Here is a 20986-nt window from a genome sequence, read left to right as displayed (position 1 = left end):
CTTTGCTTTACCTCAGCGCCCACTCTCGCCGCTGCTCTCCAGCGCCGCCAGCCCTGCTCCGCAGCGGAGCGGCGTGTCTTTACACTATAAATTAATTTTCAGCGTTGTTACGGTACCGGTACCGTAACAACGTAGAGAAGAATGCCGGTAAGAAATTCAGGTGAGTAATCAACCATTTAGGAATTCTAGGACTACTGGTATTGTATACTTAGCTCAACATCACCGGCAGCGTTTGACGTTATGACCACGCGTGGTCCTGCGAGCGAACGAATGAGCAACCAGCAGAGAGAGGCGCGACGGAGCTGAGCGCAAGAGAGGAGGCCAGGCAGATGCCGAGATGGATTAGTAACGTACCAATTTCCCTGCGACTCTTCGCCACCTTCGCCTGGGCGACGATTATCCCCTTTATCGCGATTGTCTTCCTCAGTAGCATCTACTTTCACGCCCTGGAGTCGGGCAGGCAGGCAGTACAGATCAGTAACCAGACGATCAAAATCACCACGACCGAGCTAGCGCGCCTGCAGAGCATGCACGCGCTGCTTGTCGCTCTGTTGCCAAGCGTTACAACGAACAGTACCAGTGACGCAACTGTCACACGCGCCGAAGAAGACGTCATCTTGCAGGTGCTCAGTATCGAAGGCAGCTTTGACGTTGACAGCGTTGCCTATCAAGAACAGTACCAGCTCGCAACCGCTCCGGCGATGGCCGACATTCGACGAATTCTCCTGGAGAATGATCCCCATACCACCATCATTCGTGAGCAGCAGCAGCTCCTTGATCTGATTTTGGAGCACCAATGGCCCCAGTATAAGGCAGCCCAGGACGATCTATTGATCGGCCTGGACACCCGCATGCCCCTGGCCCAGGCCGCCCAGCTCCTGCAAAAGGCTGATCAGCTCTACACGCCGCTGCTCGCTAGCTGGCAACGTATCGTCGATATCGCCGAGCGAGTCAATACCGAAGTGGTACGCGTCGGTCCCTCGCAAACCGTTCCTATGCTGATCGGGACAGTGACCGCCATTCCCATTTCCATGCTCTTTGTCTTCTCCATTGGCTACCTTGTCAATCTGACGATCAGCCGCCCGCTGCGCCAGCTCATTCAGCTCACGCGGCGTATCAGCGCTGGCGATACAACGGCGCGCGCCAGGCTGAGCGGGCGCGACGAGATTGCCCGCGTGGCGGCCTCGATGAATACCATGCTCGATACGATCGTCCAACTGATGGAGAACACGCAACAGCAGCGCGACCTGCTGCAGACCCGCATCAGCAACCTGGCGAGCGAGGTCAAAGGGGTGGGCGAGGGTGATCTACGCATCCGGGCTGACGTGACGGGCGATGTCCTGGGGGTACTCGCCTCCTCCTTTAACTACATGATCAGTGAGCTGGAGAGCCTGGTGCTTCGCATCAAGCAGGTGGCTCGCGAGGTCGAGCACTCGACCCGCCTGACGCTGGAGCAGATGACACGCCTTGGCCAGATCGGCGAGTTCCAGATCCAGCAGATCAATGAGGCGGCCAGCGGCGTGGAACAGATGGCCCTGGCAAGCCAGGAAGTGGCGCAACATGCCCAGACCCTGGAAGGCATCGCCCAGGATACGCAGCGCAGCGCTACCGGCGGGCATCAGGCCACCTGGGATGCGATTAACCGTCTCGGCCATATTCATGCCCATGTCCAGGCGACGACGCAGCGGGTGCGCAGCCTGGGCGAGCGTTCACAGGAGATCAACGACATCGTAGAGATCATTTTCAGCCTGGCCTACCAGACCCATCGCCTGGCCCTCGACTCGGCTATCCAGGCCGCAATGGCTGGCGAGGGGCGCAAGGAGTTCGGGGCGGTGGCCGTGCGCATTCGTCGGCTGGCCGAGCAGGCCAAGTTAGAGGCCAATAATGTGGCTCGCATCGTGCGCAGCGCTCAGGAAGATATTGCTGAAGCCGCCACCTCTATGGAGCGCACGCAGCGCGAGACGACACTAGAGAGCAAGGTCTCTCAGGATGTTGAGCGCACGCTAGAGGGCATCTTTACTACAGTTGAGCGCCAGGCTCGCGATATCGCCGATATCACGAATCTGGTGACCAGACAAATGGAGCTGGCCACGGCGGCTGTCCAGATCATGCAGTATGTCGCTGATCTGACTCAGACCAATAAGGCCCGGTTGAGCGAGGCAACTCACCATATGCAGCGCCTGGCCTCGCTGGTCGAGCACCTGCGGATCTCCGTCGATGCCTTCAAGGTTTCGCGCGAGCAGTCAGCCGCTCCGGCCAGGGTGGCGAGCGAGCGTCGCAGCCTGACGACCACCGGTTCGCTCTCACCGCTCGGCTCGGGGACCCGGCCCGTCAGTTCCCCTCTCGGTCAGTCGCAAGCCGGGCTGCTTCCCCTTCCTCCTAGTGGGGCGGTGACTCCCCTGCCACCCACAGAGTTTTCGCCTGGGTCCAGCCTCAATACGCCTTTGCCTCCCTCACAGCTGTGGGTCCCGCAGCCACCACAGGCCCCCGATAGCGAGTCGTATCAGTAGGATCTGATGCCAAGCCAAGGAGGATGTAGCATGTCCACCGCTGTCCCTGATCATGCTTGCCCTGCCCGTGATCCTCGTGGCCCTCATCTGGCCTCGTGTCCTGGTCCCTCACCCAGCTCTGAGCTGCGCTCGCTCGGTCACTGCCGTAACAGAGGCCGGCGCTCGCTCGGAAGCTGGCTGGTGACGCTGAGTGTGGCTCTGCTCTTGCTGATGACGGCCTGTGTGCCTGGCAGCATGCCCGCGAGCAGCACGCAGTCAGGCTCGCAGATTAAATATGGGGGCGCCTTGACCATTGTGCCTGGTCCCTATGGACGTTTCCAGCGCTTCTTTAACCCTTTTGCCACTGACAACGCCACTCTCAGTGGCACAAAGGGGATGATCTATGAAACGTTGCTCTTCTTCAACCAGGAAACTGGCCAGGTCAAACCCTGGCTGGCTACGAGTTTCTCGTGGTCCAGCGATCTCAAGACGCTGACGTTCCAGCTCCGTCGCGGGGTACAGTGGACCGATGGCCAGCCCTTTACCAGCGACGATGTCGCCTTCACGCTGAATCTGCTTCATCGCTTCCCGGCTCTCGATCTCCACAGTATCTGGACCGCGGTCAAGGAGGTCACGAATCCCGATCCCTATCGTGTCGTGATTACGTTCAAACAGCCGTCCTTCCCGGAAGAGTGGTATATCGGCGGCCAGACTTACATTGTGCCACGTCATATCTGGGAGCACTTCAAAGATCCTGTCCACGAAGCTAACCCGAACCCGGTTGGCACTGGGCCTTTCATGTTGAAATCTTTCGATCCAACGCTCTATATCCTGGAGCGCAATCCCCATTACTGGCAGCCCGGCAAGCCTTATATCAGCCAGCTACGCTATCCGGCCTATGTGTCCAATGCCAGTGCCGATTTGCTGCTGGCTCAGGGCTCGATTGACTGGACAGGCCTCTTTAGTTCAAATCTGCAGAGCTTTGTGGCGCGTGATCCGGCCCATAACCGCTACTGGTTGCCGCCCATTGCTGTGGTGATGCTCTATCTCAATACCGCGCGCTATCCCTTTAATCTGCTCGCCGTGCGCCAGGCGATCAGTCTGGCTATCGATCGGGAGCGTCTCTGGAAGGAGGGGGAGAACGGCTACGAGCCGCCGCCTCATCCAACGGCAATCGTGCTGCCTGCTTATCGCTCGTTCCTGGCTCCTCAATATCGTTCGCTCACCTTCCAGGTCGATCGGGCCCGCGCCATCCGCCTGTTAGAAGCCGCGGGCTTCGTGCGCGGGAGCGACGGCTTCTTTATGGATCGCGAGGGCCGACGTCTGGCCTTCACGATGGAGGTCGTCTCCGGCTGGACCGACTGGGAGAAGGATTGTCAGCTCATGGCCAAGGATCTGGCCGCGATCGGCATCTCGGTCTCGGTCAAGGCCCTGTCGCTCAACAGCTACCTCTCCGATCTGCAACTGGGGAACTTTGAAAGCGCGATCTCGTGGACCAATAGCGGCCCTTCTCCCTACTATTTGTACGATGCCCTGCTCGATAGTGCGAATACGGCCCCGATCGGCAAGACAGCCCCTTCGAATTGGGAGCGCTGGAGCGATCCCACGACCGATCAGCTGCTGGCCCAGTATGCCCACTCGACCGATCCTGCCGTGCAGCAACAAGCGCTCTATGGTCTGCAGCGCATTATGGTGGAGCAGTTGCCTTCGATCCCCCTGCTCTATAGCGTCAACTGGTACGAGTATACGACGGCGCGCTTTGTGGGCTGGCCTGATGAGCACAATCCCTATGCTGTGCCGTCTCCCTATAGCTATCCCGATAATGAGCAGGTGGCGCTCTCGCTGCATCATGTCTGAGCGGTCCAAGCGGTCCCTGGTGCCGCTCAGCCGCCCTCTTGTGGGCTGAGTGGATGATGCATGCCTCAGGCAGGAAGGCAGAAAGGAAAGCAAGCATACATGCAGCGCAGGTCTCAAGAAGGAAGCAGGAAGGGAATGTGAGTAGCATGGTTTCGATGCGATGGATTACCCAGGCGCCTATTGTGCGGCGCCTCTTCCTGGCGGCAATCCTGGTCGCCGTCATTCCGGGCATCATCCTCTGGCTGCTCGGGCATGCCTATATCGATGCCCTTAATAGCCGCAGCGAGGCCGTCCAGGTCAGTACCGATGCGGTCCATGTGGCCACCACCCAGTTGGCAAACCTGCAGCATATGCATGCTGATTTGATCGCCCTGCAGGCTCAGACCTTCGTCTCAACCAATATCGCTGGGGCTCCCAGTACTGATCTGGCGGCCTTGCGTCAGCGTCTGTCTGCGGAGATCAAGGCGCTGGAGGCCAACTTTGCTGAGGGGATCGCCAGCTACCAGCGTAACTATGAGTTGGCTACTTCCCCTCAGATGTCCCCCATCCGTAGTTTGCTAGAGAGCGAGAGCAGTACGCGCGGCCTCGCCAGCGACCAACAGCAGACGCTGCGGCGCATCCTTTCAGGCGAGTGGGAGCGCTACCGACAGGCACAGGATCGCGAGCTGGCAGCGTTGCAGTCCTCCCGCTCAACCAGTCAGACAACCCAATTGCTGCAGCAGGCCAATAGCGCCTATACCCCCCTGGAAAATGATTGGAAACATATCGTGGACCTGACCGAGACTGTGGGGGACAAGGTGGTCGAGGTGACCGCTCCCCAGGTCACGCAGACAGCGATTGAGATCGCGCTGGCAGCGCTCTTGATTGCCGCCGTGGTCTTGCTGGTCGGGACCTTTGTCTACTGGACGATCGCTCGCCCCTTGGGGCAATTGGCTCGCCTGACGCGTCGTATCGCTCGCGGCGACACGAGCGTCCGGGCCCCGGTCACGGGCCGCGATGAGATTGCTCTGGTGGCCCGCTCACTCAATGCGATGCTCGATCACATGGTACATCTCATACAGGAGATCCAGGAACAGCGTAATACGCTGCAAAAGCAGATTGAAGCGCTGGTGAGCGATGTTAGCGGGGTGAGCCAGGGAAACTTGAGCGGACGCGCGCGTATGACCGGTGGGACACTGCAAATTATTGCCAATGCCTTTAACTATATGTTGGCTGAGCTGAGCAGCCTGGTGATGCGTGTCAAAGGGGCAGCGCGCGAGGTGGCCATCTCGACGACGGTGGTGGTCGATGCGTTGGCGCGCCTGGTGGAGACTGGTGACCAGCAGTTGCAGCAGATCGCCCGCGCGACACGCGAGATCGAGCATATCGCGGCTTCTAGCCGCCATATCGCCGATCGCGCCAATATGCTGCAGTCGAGTACTCATGAGTCTCTCCAGCATGTTCGCCAGGGGCGACAGGCTGTCCAGCAGGTGCTTGAAGGATTGAAGCGTATCTATGAAAATGTGCAGGCAACCGCGACCAAAGTTGAGAAGCTCGACGAGCATTCACGCGCTATTAACAGCACTGCTGAGGTAATTTCAGCCATTGTTGAGCAGACGAACCGCCTGGCCCAGGACGCGGCGACTCTGGTGGCCTACGAGGGAGAATCTGTGCGGGGTTTCAGCGCTGTCGCGGCAGATATCCAGCGCCTGGCCGAGCGCGCGAATGGCCAGGCGCGCTCGATCGTGCAGATCGTCGAGGGGGTGCGTCAGGATATCAGCGCCGTGACCAGCTCGATGCGCACTACTGAGCAAGAGAGTGCTTTTGGAGCTGAGCGGGCGCAGGAGGCCGGGGCCGCTCTGGAAACTATCTCGGCGGCGGTGGAGCTGCAAGCGCGCGAGATCGAGCGCATCACCGATATGGTGGCCCGCCAGTTGCAGGCGTTTACCTCGATTGTTCAGATCATGCAGCGTCTCTCGCAGGCCACTCGCCAGATGAACGTAAGTACCCGTCAGGCGTCACAGCACGTGGAGACGCTGGCGCAGCGCGTCGAGTACCTGCGCCGCTCGGTCGAAATCTTTCGCCTGCGAGAGGGCAGTACGGCCTGACATCGCTGGGCTGGCCAGCAGTTCAGGCAGAAAGACGGGTCAGGCGCTGCCGAAAGCCCGGCCCTGGTGTTGGCCAGAGCTGGACTTTCGGCAGACCAGCCAGAGCGGCTATGGCGAGAGGCTCTCAGGCTCTGGCCGGTACTCGAACCAGTCAAAGTCGGCGGACACGCTGGCCGCTTCCCCATTGGTCGTTGCATAGAGGGCAAAGTAGACGCCGGTGAAGCCACCGGCCACCTCTGTAGCAAGATAGCGCGCCTCGCCGCGCGCCACCTCATGGGGTTCGCCGTCGTCCAGCGCGTACGAGAAGAGGTAGAGCGCAGTGGCTCCCCTGACAGGCTGCCTTGGTTGGATGGCCCTGACGCTGAGAGTGACCGGGCCGGCCTCCACCTGCTCGCGGGCGACAATAGCCATCAGGCTGCCGATGCGTCGGCGCACAATCACGCAGCGCCTGCCCTCCTGGCGAGTGAGCGCAATTTCATAGTGGTGGCGCGCATTCATCCAGACCACCAGGCCGGCTTCCTGTCCATCGGTCTGCGGATCAAATTCAAGCCGGGCCGCCGCTGTGCATTGAGCGTGCTCCTGCCTCCGGCCAATAAAAGTCACGCCGCTTCCTTGATCGAGCGTCGCTGCGCCACCGATCAGGCGAAGGAAGCCGGGGCGGGCCGTAAGCGACCAGCTTCCAGGCTGTGGCCAGCGTAGGAAGTTCCAGTCGAGGCCGAGCGTAGGCTGATCGAAGTCATCGCGAGCGGCAGAAGGAGGCCAGGGCACCGGGGGAAGCCGTGGTCCCTCAAAGGTTAGCGGGATCTGGCCATTCTCGCCAACGTGAGGCCAACCGCTGGCATCCCAGGCCACCGGAGCCAGAAAGGTTTCTCGCCCCAAGTGATGCAGCCTGGTGGAAGGCTGTGGTCTGATCCCCAGGCAGACCAGCCACCAACTGCCATCGTGGGCCTGGACCAGATCCGCATGACCGGTGGCCTGAATCGGATGGAAGAGACTGCGATGGCTCAGAATAGGATTATGCGGACAGGCCTCCCACGGCCCCCACGGTGTTGGACCCCGGGCCAGGGTCTCCATGTGACCATACTCGGTTCCACCCTCAGCAATCATGAGGTAATAGTGGCCAGCGATCTTGTAGAGATGCGGACCTTCGGGATAGGCCCCGCCAGTTCCGTTCCAGATGAGGCGTGGCTCCGTCAACAGCTTTCCTGTGACTGGGTCGATCTGGCTCTGTTGAATACCGAACCCCTGGTCGGCTGTGCTCGTGAGATAGACAGCCCCATCTTCATCAAAGAAGAGCGACGGATCGATGCCTCCCTGCTCAAGCCAGATCGGATCGGACCAGGGCCCGCGCGGATCGCTGGCCGTGACATAAAAGTTACAGCGACCTCCTCTCTCCTCGTACAGATCCATATTGGTTGTGATCAGATAGAAGGTGCCCTGATGAAAGCGGATGGTCGGCGCGAAGATGCCAAGTGATGGCTCGCTCCTCGGCAATGGAAGCTGCTCGGGACGCGTGAGACAGTAGCCAATCTGTCGCCAGTGCACAAGGTCACGACTGTGGAAGATTGGCACACCTGGAACATATTCGAAGGAGCTGGTGACAAGATAATAGTCCTCTCCAACGCGGCAAATGCTGGGATCAGGGTGGAACCCGGGCAGAATCGGATTCGTGACCTGCATGGTTCCCACAACTCCTCTCACTCATACAAAGCGATGCGAGTTGACAGCACACCGGATCGCTCGGCTTCGCGCCCGGGCTAGCCTTCCTGGACTTGAAACTCCGCGTGCAAGGAGGCCTGAGATGAGCCGCCTACCCAGACATCAAAGACGGAGGCGTCGAGTACGTAGGCTCCCGCCGCAGCACTCCAGTAGCGCCTGGCCTCCGGTCCGACGATGAAGCGGAGCGTACGCTCCTCTCCTGGCTCCAAGCTCACGCGCTCAAAGGCTTTCAGTTCACGTACAGGACGGGCGGCCCGCCCGTAGCGCTGGTGCAGATAGAGCTGAGCTACTTCTTCGACTGGGCGCGCTGAGCGATTGCGCAGGAGGACGCTCACCTCCAGCGTCTCTTGTAAGCCGATGGTAGTGGCGCTGAGCCGCAGATCGCTGTACTCCACCTCCCCATAGCTGAGGCCGAAGCCGAAAGGATAGAGGGGGGTGCTCTCCTCCTCCCAGTAGCGCAGGCCGCTGGTCTGGGGCTGGTGCGAACGCAGATGCGCGTAAATCAACGGCACCTGTCCCACACTACGCGGCCAGCTCACCGGCAATTTTCCACCGGGGGCCACCTCTCCAAAGAGCAGCCTGGCCACTGCATGGCCTCCCTCGCTGCCTGGATGCCAGGCTACCAGAATAGCTGCCGTCCGCTCAACCACGCGGCGCAAGTCCAGAGGCCGGCCACACAGGAGCACCAAGACCACGGGGGTTCCAGTAGCCGCCACAGCTTCCAGCAGCTCTAACTGACGGCCCGGCAAATCAAGCGTCGAGCGCGAGGCCGCTTCTCCACTCATATCGGAGGCTTCACCCAGGACCAGCACCGCCACATCGGCAGCTCGCGCGAGTGCTACGGCTCGCGCGAATTCGGCCTGCTCGTCGAACGTTGCCCCAGCGGACGGCGAGGCCCCAGAGATAAGCTGGTCGAGGGCGGCAAAGGGCGAAGGAATGGGGCGCGTTGGTAAAGGCACGCCGGGAGCATAGTCGACCTGCAGCGTGGCCCCAGCCGCCTGACGCAACCCCTCCAGGATGGTGACCGTACTCGCCAGGTCTGGCACAAAGACCCAGGGACCGAGCGTGGCCCGCTGATCCGTCGCCAGCGGTCCAAGCACGGCCAGCCGTCGCAGCTTCGTCCGGTCAAGGGGCAAGATGCCTGTGTTGCGTAGCAACACCGCCGAGCGCTCAGCGGCCAGACGGGCCAGTTCACGGTGAGCCGGGGCCTGCAGCACCGCTTGCGCCTGGGCCTCGTCGACATAGGGCCGCTCAAAAAGACCCAGGCGGATCTTGAGCGCCAGTACACGCCTTACTGCCTCATCAAGCAGCTGCTCATCCAGCAGACCGGAGCGCACGGCTTCTGGCAGCGCTGTAAAGGCCGCTGGACGCGCCTGCGGACCAGATTCGCCAGCGAACTGAATGCCCAGCGCCATTTCCATATCCAGACCGGCCTGCACTGCCCGCAGGGCCGCATCGCGATCATCGCGCGTCAGGCCGTGCGTGGTCAGATCGATGACGGCATTGGCGTCACTGACAACGAACCCCCGGAAACCTAGCTCTTTCCGCAGTATGTCGGTGAGCAGACGGCGATCGGCGGCTGCTGGTACGCCGTTGATCCCCACATAGGAACTCATGATGTTTTCGGCGCCCGCTTCAACAGCCGCGGCAAAAGGAGGGAGATAGACATTGCGCAGCTCGTTCTCAGAGAGATTGACCTCGTCGTAGTCGCGTCCCCCCAGCGCGGCCCCGTAACCGACGAAGTGCTTGGGGCCTGCTGCAATACGCCCAGGTGCCCCAATTCCCTCGCCCTGGAACCCACGCACATGGGCAGCGGCCAGGCGCGCTCCCAGATAGGGATCTTCACCAGCGCCCTCGACGATGCGCCCCCAGCGAGGATCACGGGCGATATCCACCATCGGCGCAAAGGCCCAGTGAATACCGACGGCGCGGGCCTCGCGTGCAGCCACCGTCTGCACCTGCTCAACAAGCTGGGGGTCCCAGGAAGCGGCCAGGCCGAGCGGCACAGGAAAGATGGTGCGCAGGCCGTGAATGACATCGAAGCCAAAGAGCAGCGGTATCCCAAGGCGGCTTTCTTCGACAGCCAGCCGCTGCAGACGATTGGTCTGCGCTGGATCGGCGACAAAGAGCAGGCTGCCTACTCGCCCCGCTCGAATCTCCTCCTCCACGAAGCTTGTCTGGGTGGTGAAACCCGGGAAGTAAAAATACTGTGTCAGTTGTCCCACCTTTTCCTCAAGGGTCATCGAGGCCAGTAAACTGTTAAGTCGCAGCTGTAGCTGTTCGGCATGGCGTTCGATTTGGCTCATCGTTGGCGCGTTCTCCTCCGTCATTAGCCTTGCTATGCAACAGTATAGCTGAACTACCCCGCCAAAATCGCGTCGTTTCCTTCCGGGCCGTCTTAGCGGTTCACGCCTCAGCTCCAGGCCCTTATTACTCAGCTCAGCTGAGAGCAGGAGAGGCCTGGGGAGAGAAAGAAGGCAGGCTGAGGCCAGTATCTTTCGTTCAATCGTCTAGGCGCCAGAGGCCAAGTCGTCTAGAATAATGAGGAAATCAGGGCAGAGAGTGGCTGGACAAAAACCTGCCTGCCTTTTGCCGGACCAGGCGTTTTTCACCGCTTACCGGGGGAAGCAATGGCCTCCTTCTCGATCTTGCGCACGCAGTCGCACAGTATAGCTCGTCAGGCCGCTGCGCCGGTGCTCATTGTCAGCCTGCTCGGGCTACGCCTGGGTTTTAGCCTCGCTGGCTGGCCAGGCACCGACAGCGAAGAAGGCACAATGGGCCTGATGGCTCTCCATATCGCCCGCGGGCAGGACTGGCCTATTTTCTACTACGGGCAAAACTATATGGGGGCTGGAGAGGCCTACGTGGCCGCCATCTTTTTCCGCCTCTTTGGCGCCTCTCTCCTTTCACTGCGCCTCGCGATGCTCCTCTTCCTACTTCTTTTTGCTCTCGCCAGCTATCAGCTCGCCTATCTGCTGTATGGACGCACGGTAGCCCTCTGCTCACTGGCGCTACTCGCACTAGCGCCACGCTATGTGCTGACACCTGAGATGCGCGCCGTCGGTGGAGCGGTGGAGACGCTGGCTTTCGGCTCGCTGGCTATGCTGCTGGCGACATGGCTAGCCCTGGCGTCCCCGGAGGCAGAAGAGCGCTCGTCGTCTACGACGCGGCTGCTGGCCTTCTTTGCCTGGGGGGTCGTAGCTGGCCTCGGCCTCTGGAGTCATTGGCTCGTCGTACCTTATCTCTGCTGTTCTCTGATCTTGCAGGCCCTCTTCTGCTGGCGCGAGTGGCTGCGGAGCCCGGCTCTGCTGCTGCTAGTGGCCGGCCTAGCGCTCGGGGCTTTCCCGTTGATTCTCTACAATCTCCATGCTCCTCCAGGTCAGGACTCGCTCAGCGTTTTTCTGGCCCTCTATAGCCAGAACCGCTATCCGGGCATTCCTCCGAGCGGGCTCTGGCTCTGGCTCAAGAAGTTGGCCGGCACCTTTCTCTACAGCCTTCCTCTGGCCACCGGGATGGCTCCAATTTGCCCGCTGGAAGCCCTGCCGTTTTATGGCTGGCACCCCGGTCAGAGTCTTGGCTGCGCCGCTCTCTATGGCGGCTGGAGCCTCGGCTATCTCTGCTTGTTCGCCAGCGCTCTGATCCTGACCCTCGGCTCCCTGGGCAAGCGGTGGCTGCGCTCCAGGGAGGCCACCAGAGATGCTGGCACTGCTGCCTGTGAGACCCCCCCTTCCCGGAGGATGCTGGCGCTGCAGAGCAGTCGCCTGCTCCTGTTACTGGCAGGAGGTATGACATTGCTGGCTTACACAGTCAGTCTGACAGCAGCTCAGCGCCCCCAAAGCACACGCTATCTCGTGGGGCTGCTGATCATCACTCCAGCCCTCATCTGGCCTTTGCTGCGCGCCCTGCGGCGCCTCGAGCACAGTCCTGGCAGCCTCCCCCTTTCGCGGGTCCGCGGCCTGTCCTGGCGCGGGCTCACTCAGCGCTGGCTGGCGGGGGCGGCCCTGGTGCTCATTTTCCTGGCCTTTCTTGGGGGCACGCTCGCCAACCTTGGTCAGATCGCCGGCGCGGCTCACCGCCAGCAACAGTACATCGCCCTGGCGGCCACGCTTGAGCGCTGGGGCATTCGCCATGTCTATTCCGGCTACTGGATTTGCGACCGCCTGACCTTCGTCAGCCAGGAGCAGGTGATCTGCGCCACTATCAACCAGTGGCTCGCCCGCAATGAGCTGGTGCGCTATCCTCCCTACTATCAGGAGGTCAGAGCCGATCCTTGGGCCGCCTACCTCTTCAGCGATGCCCAAAACGGTGAGTTTCCTTTATTGAGCGACCAGGCCCGGGCTTTAGCTGCCCGCCACTATCGGCGTGTGAACCTCCCTGGCTTTGTGCTCTATCTGCGCCAGGGGTACCCTTGACCAGGCCGCCTCTGCCTGCGTCTGCCCCAGCCCGCCAGTCGCTCTCCCCCCTCGTCCTTTTTGACAGGGGGGCTGCTTTTCGTGAGCGAAATGGAGTATCATTAGAGGAAGAGAGGTCATAACGAAAGGCAGACGCATGCAGCGAATTAGCAAGATTCTAGCCGTTAGCCTTTTGCTTCTCCTCTTCACTTTTGCCTCATTTGCGGCGGGGAATACGACGCTGCGCGCCGCCCCGCAGCCAGCCAGCGCCTATGTCCTTGCAGGTCCCCCCACTGTCAGCCCCGCGCTGATCGACCTTGTGCTGACCAGCTACCATTCACCAGCCGCAGGGAAAGGCCAGGCCCTCTATGACGATGGAGTCGAGTATGGGATCGACCCTGTCTACGCCCTGGCTTTCTTCTTCCACGAAAGCACCTTTGGGACAGCAGGGATTGCCCGCGTGACTTTATCGCTGGGTAATCTGCGCTGCATTCCAGATGCCGCTTGCATCGATGGATTTGCAGCCTTTCCAAGTTGGGAAGCCGGCTTTGTCGCCTGGTACCGGCTCATTCGCACGGTCTACATCGATAGCTGGGGGCTAAGGACCGTTGAGGACATCATCCCGCGCTACGCACCAGCCTCTGATCACAACGATGTGGCGGGCTACATCCGAGCTGTTGAGACAGCAGTCGATACCTGGCGCAGCGAGCAGCTACGCCTCTTCGGCCCTGTGAGCGGCACCGGCTCGACCGCCAGCGGCACACCCCAACAACCGACACCGGTGCCTACTCCCACGACGATCGTGCCCTCGGCGAGCGGCAGCGCGCTAGCCACTCCTTACCCCGCGGATGGCTACCGACTCCAGGGGACCCCAACGGTCACCGTTGATTTCATCGCCAGCCTGCTGAGGCAGTATCAATCACCGCTGGTCGGCGACGCCCAGCTGATCTACGAGAGCGGAGAGCGTACCGGCCTTGACCCCGTCTACGCCCTGGCTTTCTTTCTGCACGACAGTACCTTCGGTACCGTAGGCCTGGCGCGCGTGACTCATTCGCCCGGACTGCTGCGCGCACCAGTGACTGCCGCCTGCCGCTGTCGCTCGCTGAGCGGCTACCGGCGCTATGAGAGCTGGGAGGACGGTATTCGCGACTGGTTTCGCTATGTGCACGATTATTATGTGGGACAGCGAGGCCTCGTTACCGTCGGTCAGCTTGTACCAGCCTATGCCCAGAGTCGTGACCCCTTGGTCGTGAAAACCTTTATCCAGATGGTTGAGCGTCAGGTAACGCTCTGGCGCCAGCAAAGTAAACAGCAGGCCGAGCAGGAGCAGCCAGCGCAAACCGTAACTCCCCAGAGCTAGCGAGCAGCTTGCGCTGGTTGCTCCTTTTTCTCTTTTGCTTCTTTTGTATTCTCATCAGGTTATGAGTTCAGAACGTCTCATTCCAGCTACTCTGCCAGACGACCTTCTCCTGTTGAAACTCAGCTAACCACTCGTACTAGTCGGCATGTACTCCCAATCTCGGGCTGTTGACGCCACCCCGCTGGCAACATATACTGAAAACCAGCGGATAGCTGGAGGCAGTTGCTTTCATGTTCGAAGAACGCATGCAGGAAGACGCTCCTGCAAGGACAGACGAAGCAGTGGAGCAGGAACATCTCATTGACGAGCTGGCTGGTGCCGAAGATCGCTGGTTAACCGTGAGCCAGGCTGCCCGCGCCAGCGGGCAGAGCGAGGCGACGATTGAGCGCTGGATCAGTCAGGGTCTCTTGCCGGTGCACCGCCGCTCGCTGGAAGGAAACAGCTCCATGCGCCTGGTGCGCGCCAGTGATTTGGCCTTGCTGAACGCCAGTGCTGCCGTCCCCAGTACGGCGGTCCAGGCCGCACCTGCTCCCGCCAGACCCGCTCAGGCAGGACAGCTTGAGCAGCGCTCCCAGCCGGATACGGCGCGGGATGTCCACCTCGCTTCTCCTGAGTTTTTTTCCCATGAGGTGGCAGCCCTGCGCAAGCTCGTTCGTGAGCAGGCCTTGCGCCAACACGAAGCCCTGGAACGCTTGCGCAGCCGGCTAGAGGCGCGGTTTCAGCAACAGCAAGAGGTCGCCGCACAGCAGCGCCTCGCTCTTGATGAGGCCCTGACCCGGCTGCAAACTTCCTTTGAAGATGAGATTGCCGCCCTCCAGATCCAGACCAGCACGCGCCAGACTGAGCTGGAGCAGCAACTTGAAGAGCTGACGGCGAACCTGGAGCGAATTCATGACCAATGGCAGCAGACACTGACATTGCTGCGCCAGCAGATCGATGCTCTCACGACCCATGTGCAGCAGGAGGTCGAGACTCACGAGCAGCTGACCCGCGAAGTGCTGCACCTCACTACTCAGTTGGCCGAGCAACGCATTCAGCAGGAGCACATGACCCACACAGTGGGGCAACTCACGCAGCAGCTGACCTTCCTGACCGCCCAGGTGGCCGAGCAGCGCCAGCGCCTGGAGCAGCAGCACGAGAGACAGGATCAGCATGATCTGCAGCTCAGCCGCATCGAACGCGAGCTGGAGGAGCGCCGCCAGGCTCATCAGGAGGCTCAGCAGGAGATGCTAGGTGTATTAGCCGGTCAACAGGAGCAGCTAGGTACTCTCCTGCTGCGGCTCAATGAGCAGACTCAGCGCTACGAGCTGCTCTCACAGCTGTATTTGAATGTTGAACAGCAACAAGGAGAACACGAGCGCCAATTACGACGCCTCTACCGTTTTCTAGAGCACTTCTCTCCCAGTCCCCCCTCCGTCGGCTTCAGCGGTCACGATGACCCATTCTGAGCGGAGCAAGCTGGGAAGGAAGGAGGGAGGGAGCTGAGGCAGCGCCTGCCCTCTTCCTCCTGATCCCGCCACAGCACGGCGAGCGCGCCCACACGTGCAGGTGGATCGTTGTCTCGTCTTGTTCTCCCTCGGTTACTCCGCGGCGCGCGCCTGTGGGGAGCCTGTTCCTCTCCTGGAGGGACACACACAGAGCAGGCAGGAGTAGCCTGCGTTTTTCAGGCCTCCTGCCTGCTCTGCCTGGCTGCCTGTTTGTCATCCGTGCGCCTTGCTCCCGGAAAGCAGGCGGCAGTAGTACTTTGAGCCGACAAGCGGCGCGCGTTGAAGAGGGCGAACGTATTATTGTACGGCAGAGTTCCCCACTGGCTGGCGGCTAAGCTGGCCAGGGTGGGGGTCACCGCCCTCGCCTCTGAAGCAGAACGGCGGTGCCTGGTGGAGTGGCTCACTCTCTGGCTGGTCGCGAGCGGAGCCGGTTCCGGTTCAGTCCGTGCCTCTCCGCCTGGTTGGCGACCCCGGTGAGATAAAAGCCCTCCTCTGTGCGTCTTTTCTCTACAGATGGTCGAATCTTTCCGGTCGCGACAGACGCAACTCCTCTCGATTAGAAAGGAAAAGCAAGCGATATGCTCATTGACACCATCCGATTTGCCCATCTTCTCGAAGAGCATAACCTCCACGATCTGTCCCATTTCCTGGCCCACACCGCCTTCATTATCTCCCACAAGTCTGAGAGCCTCGACACGCTGGCCGGAGTGCTCTGGTATCTGCCGGTGAACAGTCCGATCATTGTCGTGACCAACTGCCCCCTGGAAGAGTATGAGATACTCAGGTTGGGTCTGCGGGCCCGGTTGGCCTCCCATCGTCAGCTGTTTGTGGTGCATCAAAAAGATGGCGCCCTGGCAGCCTTGCTGCGCGCCCACGGCGTCGCTCAGATCCTGGATAGCAGCGGTTCCGTTCGCGATGGGAAGGGAGAGGGAATGTATCTCGGGACGCTGCTGGCACACCTGCTGCGTTATCCCCGCTGGCTCGCCTTCTACGATGCCGATAACCTGGTCCCGTGCGCTCTGTTAGAATACACGCTGGCTATGGGCCGCCTGTTCATGGCGGCGCATACTACGTATGCCTACCATGCCAATGGAACCTTGCATAATATTCGCATCTGTTGGGCCGCCAAGCCCGGCCTGCGCAACGGAGAGCTGGTCGTGGCCAGTGCAGGCCGTTGCACAAGCGTGGTCTCGCCTCTTGTTTCCTTGCTTTGCCAGACCTGGTCTGGCCTCCAGGAGCCGATTACGTCCTCTAACGCTGGCGAGCAAGGTATGACGATGGCAACGGCGCGAGCCTTGCGTTTCGCTTCCGGTTTCTCTGTGGAGACTTTCCTCCTGCTCGATTTGCTCTTCAAGGCCAGTCCTTTTCATCCCGCTCCTATGACGGCTTTGCTTCAGCAATACCATTCTCACAGTCCCCACTTTCATACCAAGCGCGATGATGAACATATTCGTGAGATGATTGCGGCCAGCCTCGGTTCGTTCCTGCTTTTTCAGGAGCATCTTCCGCTCCAGGTGGAGGACGCACTGCTGCGTGTCTGCGACGAGCTGGAGCTGGCTTTGCATCCTCCTCTGGTCTACCCCGCGCTGCAGGAGCTGGACCTCAGCGGTGAAGAGGATCTCCCCGATCGCTATCGCTTAGTGGAGGGTGTCGCTCGCCCCGGCCGCGACACCGATAGTCTGCTAGAGACGTCGCTGAGCTAGCTCCCGGTCTCGTTGCGTTCAAGGGAGGCCTGCTAGTCTGGTGCCCGGCGTTCATTCGTGCTTGTTCTTACGCCCGCGCCTGCTTGGGGTGGGAGAGCTGGCCCCCATCCACCCCTTGACAGGCTCCCACCTACAGGCCACAATGAAGGGAACGAGCTGCAATGTGAGAGGTGAGGATAGCTAGAGACTATGTCTAGGCAGATGTTGGCGGCGCTGTTCTATGCGCCAGGCGATGTGCGCCTGGAAGAGCGACCGGTGCCGGAACCAGGTCCCGGTGAGATCGTGCTGCAGATTGCCGCGGCTACGACTTGTGGCACCGATGTTAAAACCTATGTGCGCGGTCACCCTCTTCTCTTCAAAAACCCGCCCGCGGGCTTCGGTCACGAGGCTGCTGGCTTTGTGGCCGCCGTCGGAGCTGGGGTGCAGGGGTGGAAGGAGGGTGACGCCGTGGTCGCTGCTAATTCGGCTCCCTGTGATCACTGCTTCTACTGCCGCCGCGGTCGCTATAGCCTGTGTGAGGACCTGCTGCTCCTGAACGGAGCGTACGCCGAGTATTTGCTGATTCCGGCGCGTATCGTCCAGCGCAACCTTTATCGCCTTCCGCAAGGTCTCTCTTTTACAGCCGCGGCGCTCACAGAGCCGCTGGCCTGTGCTTTACACGGGGTAGAGGCCAGTGCGATTCAGCCGGGCGATACGGTGCTCATTATCGGGGCTGGTCCGCTGGGCCTGCTGCTCACGGCAGTCGCTCGCCTGGCTGGGGCCAGGGTCCTGGTCAGTGGGCACGGCGAACAGCGGCTGGCTCTTGCTCGCGAGTTCGGGGCTGAGCAGACCTTTGAGACCGGTCCTCTTTCTCTAGAGGAGCAGCGCACCTTGCTGCGGGATGCCACTCCCGAGGGCCGTGGGGCCGACGTGGTGATTGAGGCCGTCGGCACGCCTCAGACCTGGGAGCTGGCAGTCTCGTTGGTACGCCGCGGCGGCCTGGTGAATTTCTTCGGGGGCTGCGCCTCCGGTACGCGCATCTCGCTGGAGACGCGCCCACTGCACTATGACGAGCTGACCCTTAAGGGGGTCTTCCACCATACACCGACTTACTTCGCGCGCGCGCTGGAGCTGATCGCCAGTGGTCAGATCCCCGTCGAGGCCCTCATCACCGCTCGTCTTCCCCTGGCTGAGACCGTAACGGCTCTGCAGCTCCTGCTCCAGAAGCGGGGGGTGAAGTATGCTCTGATCCCGCCGGCCTTTGCCCAGGATCTCCCTGGCAGAGCAGACCCTGCAGAATGAGCTGACTGTAGAGGTCAATGACTTGCTGCACGCTGAGTCGTCCGCCTGGACGGAACCAGGTGGCGACTTCGGTGCACATGGTGATCAGGGCGTATGAGGTGACTTTGATGTCACTCTGCTTGAAGATGCCCCGCTCCATGCCTTCACGCAGGATGTCTTGGATAAGATGCTCGTAGTGGTCGCGCAGAGCCATGATGTAGTCACGGTTGGCCCCTTCCAGCGCCCGGATCTCGGTGTCGATGATAAAGAATTCATTTTTGAAGTTGGTATGAAGGCGGATGTGGTTGGCGATGGCCTCGCGCAGCCGCTCTAGCGGCCCCGGCTGCTCGCGTATGATTTGCTCCAGGTTGGCGTTGAGACGGCGCATGTAGGTCTCCATGATCTCTACCAGCAGCGCCTGCTTGTTGGCGTAGTGGTAGTAGATGCTGGCCGCCTGGATGCCAGCCATGCGCGCGATGTCGCGCAAGGGGGCCGCATGGTAGCCGTAGCGGGCAAAGAGTTCCACGGCAGCGGCAAGAATGGCCTCCCGTACAGAGCGGGGCTCGCTCTGTACGGCCCCAGTCTGGCCGCCGAGTGCTTCACTGCTGTGTCGCTTGAGTTGGCTGTTTCTCACGTTGCTTTGATCCTTCCTCTCTGGCTGCTGACGACGAGATGGCTTCATGCCCTTCTCTCTGCCTGTTCTGTCCTGTCCTGTCCTGCTCTGGTACAGCCATCCGGCAGGAGCGAAGCTGCCGGATGGGCCTACTCGCTGTTGCCTTTGTTGTTTGCGGCAGGCTTCGCCCCTATTCTAGCAGAGCAATCTTTGCCTGCCCAGTGCGCAGGTGAGAGGGAAGACTGCTATGATCTCGCATTCGAGGCCAGAATAGGGTATAATCTAGGAAAATAGGCCCTGCCTGCTCGGTCGCCAGCGCTCTGCTCCTGACCTGCCGGGCAGGTGTCAGAAAGGAGGCCTTCGTTAGCGCTCACATCTACTTTGTTGCTCCTGTGACAGCTCCTGGTGCTGGCATCTCAGAGCCTACTCAGTGTACTCCCAAAAGTAGGTGAGCTTTGCGCTACCCTCTTTTTCTCTCGCGTCCTGGCGACCAGGCCTGGCATCTACTTCGGCCACTGTTTCTATGAGGAGGTTTCCGCATGGCAACAGGCGAGACCGCGGAGAAACGCGGTTATTTCACAGGGTGGACCTTGAAGACGGAAGGGGTCATCGCACCCGATGAGCGCCTTCCTTGGGGGCAGAGCATTCTGGTCGGCCTGCAGCACGTGCTGGCTATGTTTGGCTCAACGGTGCTCGCCCCTATCTTCATGGGCTTTGACCCGAATACGGCAGTCTTTTTCTCGGGCATTGGAACCCTGTTGTTCTTCGTGATTGTAGGCGGGCGGGTGCCCAGCTATCTTGGCTCCAGCTTCTCTTTTATCGCTGTCGTCTTGGCCGCCACTGGCTTCGCCAGCGGCTTTCACGGTTCGGGCCTCAATCCTCATATCGGGGTGGCGCTGGGTGGCATTATCGCCGCTGGCGTGGTCTATGCTCTCATCGCGCTGGTTGTCATTGCTACCGGTTACCGCTGGATCGATCTCTTGATGCCCCCGGTCGTGACCGGTGCTGTTGTCGCAGTCATTGGGTTGAATCTGGCCCCGACGGCGATCAGCGATATGAGCGTTTCGGCCTTCGATACATGGATGGGCCTGGTCACCGTCCTGGCAGTCGCTTTTGTGGCTGTTTTCCTTCCTGGTCCCCTGCGCCGGCTGCCAATCTTACTCGGTGGCATCATTGGCTATCTGATCTATTTGCTGCTCGCTAACGGCGCGCATCTTGGCAAAGCGATCGATTTCTCGGGGGTGGAAAAGGCGGCCTGGCTTGGTCCTCCTCATTTCTCCACTCCCACCTTCTCGCCTGGCGCCATAGCCTTGATTGCGCCAGTGGCGGTGATCCTTGTGGCAGAGAATACCGGCCATGTGAAGGCGGTTGCCGCTATGACAGGGCGCAATCTGGATCGTTATCTGGGACGCGCTTTCTTGGGCGATGCCTTGGCGACGATTGTGGCCGGCTTTGGCGGCGGCACGGGCGTGACAACCTATGCCGAGAATATCGGGGTTATGGCGGTCACGCGTATTTACTCTACGTTGACCTTCATTATCGCTGCCATCGTGGCCATCGTGTTGGGATTCTGTCCCAAGTTCGGCGCGCTTATCAGGACGATTCCGCCGGGGGTGATCGGCGGTCTGGCTATTGTGCTCTTCGGACTGATCGCTGCCACCGGTGGACGGATCTGGGTGGAGAATCGCGTGGACTTTTCGAAGAGTCGTAATCTGATTACGGTGGCTTTTGCGCTCACTGTGGGAGCCGGCAACCTGGCGCTCACTATTGGGAATTTCCAGTTGAGCGCCATCGCGGTGGCAACTTTCGGCTCGATTATCCTCTATCAGATTCTGCGCGAGCCAGCTCCCCAGCCGGAGGAGGCTGTGACTGCCGATGCTGCGGTCGGCTTGAATCCGGCAGGGGCAGGTCAGATGGAAGAAGACAGGCCTCACCAGCGCTCCTAACCTGTCGGCGCTGGTGGTCTGTTGTCTCAGCCGCCGTGTAGGGAGAGGAGGAACCAGGTGGGCCTTGAGCAGGC

11 protein-coding genes and 1 pseudogene are annotated in these 20986 nt (G+C 60.6%); 9 read left to right on the top strand and 3 right to left on the bottom strand.

Translation table 11 applies throughout. From position 1 onward, the window contains the following. Positions 1-329 precede the first annotated feature (329 nt). From AC6H1L_RS21465 to AC6H1L_RS21455, 3 genes are all read left to right on the top strand, one after another. A complete protein-coding gene (locus tag AC6H1L_RS21465) occupies positions 330-2510 on the top strand; it encodes a methyl-accepting chemotaxis protein (protein WP_497599492.1) in 2181 nt (726 codons plus the stop codon). A 30-nt stretch (positions 2511-2540) separates the two neighbouring features. Continuing rightward, complete coding sequence (locus AC6H1L_RS21460) at positions 2541-4346, top strand: ABC transporter substrate-binding protein (protein WP_497599491.1); 1806 nt, start codon at positions 2541-2543, stop codon at positions 4344-4346. Positions 4347-4492: 146 nt separating this feature from the next. Next, complete coding sequence (locus AC6H1L_RS21455; RefSeq protein ID WP_497599490.1) at positions 4493-6433, top strand: methyl-accepting chemotaxis protein; 1941 nt, start codon at positions 4493-4495, stop codon at positions 6431-6433. A 108-nt stretch (positions 6434-6541) separates the two neighbouring features. On the opposite strand, the gene AC6H1L_RS21450 is transcribed toward AC6H1L_RS21455, so the two are convergent. Together AC6H1L_RS21450 and AC6H1L_RS21445 are read right to left on the bottom strand one after the other, a co-directional pair. Next, complete coding sequence (locus AC6H1L_RS21450) at positions 6542-8113, bottom strand: glycoside hydrolase family 43 protein (RefSeq protein ID WP_497599489.1); 1572 nt, start codon at positions 8111-8113, stop codon at positions 6542-6544. Positions 8114-8190: 77 nt separating this feature from the next. After that, a complete protein-coding gene (locus AC6H1L_RS21445; protein ID WP_497599488.1) occupies positions 8191-10458 on the bottom strand; it encodes a glycoside hydrolase family 3 N-terminal domain-containing protein in 2268 nt (755 codons plus the stop codon). Positions 10459-10800: 342 nt separating this feature from the next. Here AC6H1L_RS21445 and AC6H1L_RS21440 point away from each other — a divergent pair, with 342 nt between their 5' ends. The 5 genes from AC6H1L_RS21440 to AC6H1L_RS21420 all read left to right on the top strand — a co-directional run bounded on the left by AC6H1L_RS21440 (position 10801) and on the right by AC6H1L_RS21420 (position 18374). Continuing rightward, the gene (locus AC6H1L_RS21440) at positions 10801-12564 is read left to right on the top strand and encodes a hypothetical protein (RefSeq protein ID WP_497599487.1); all 1764 of its coding nucleotides are present in this window, start codon (positions 10801-10803) and stop codon (positions 12562-12564) included. A 136-nt stretch (positions 12565-12700) separates the two neighbouring features. Further along, positions 12701-13903, top strand: coding sequence for a hypothetical protein (locus tag AC6H1L_RS21435; protein ID WP_497599486.1), 1203 nt, complete (start codon positions 12701-12703; stop codon positions 13901-13903). A gap of 230 nt (positions 13904-14133) precedes the next feature. Next, entirely contained in the window at positions 14134-15351 is a 1218-nt protein-coding gene (locus AC6H1L_RS21430; protein ID WP_497599485.1) for a helix-turn-helix transcriptional regulator, read from the top strand. Between the two features lie 617 nt (positions 15352-15968). Beyond that, a complete protein-coding gene (locus AC6H1L_RS21425; RefSeq protein ID WP_497599484.1) occupies positions 15969-17093 on the top strand; it encodes a mannosyl-3-phosphoglycerate synthase in 1125 nt (374 codons plus the stop codon). Positions 17094-17282: 189 nt separating this feature from the next. Next, complete coding sequence (locus AC6H1L_RS21420) at positions 17283-18374, top strand: zinc-dependent alcohol dehydrogenase (protein WP_497599483.1); 1092 nt, start codon at positions 17283-17285, stop codon at positions 18372-18374. A 43-nt stretch (positions 18375-18417) separates the two neighbouring features. Here AC6H1L_RS21420 and AC6H1L_RS21415 read toward each other — a convergent pair. Then, positions 18418-19035, bottom strand: a pseudogene (locus tag AC6H1L_RS21415) (TetR/AcrR family transcriptional regulator); the annotation flags it as partial. 470 nt (positions 19036-19505) lie between these two features. On the opposite strand from AC6H1L_RS21415, the gene AC6H1L_RS21410 reads away from it, so the two are divergent. Beyond that, on the top strand, positions 19506-20912 hold the full coding sequence (locus tag AC6H1L_RS21410; RefSeq protein ID WP_497599482.1) for a solute carrier family 23 protein: 1407 nt from the start codon (positions 19506-19508) through the stop codon (positions 20910-20912). Positions 20913-20986: the final 74 nt, after the last annotated feature.

The organism is Thermogemmatispora argillosa (assembly GCF_059696725.1).
This window is presented reverse-complemented; position numbering and strand designations above follow the sequence as displayed.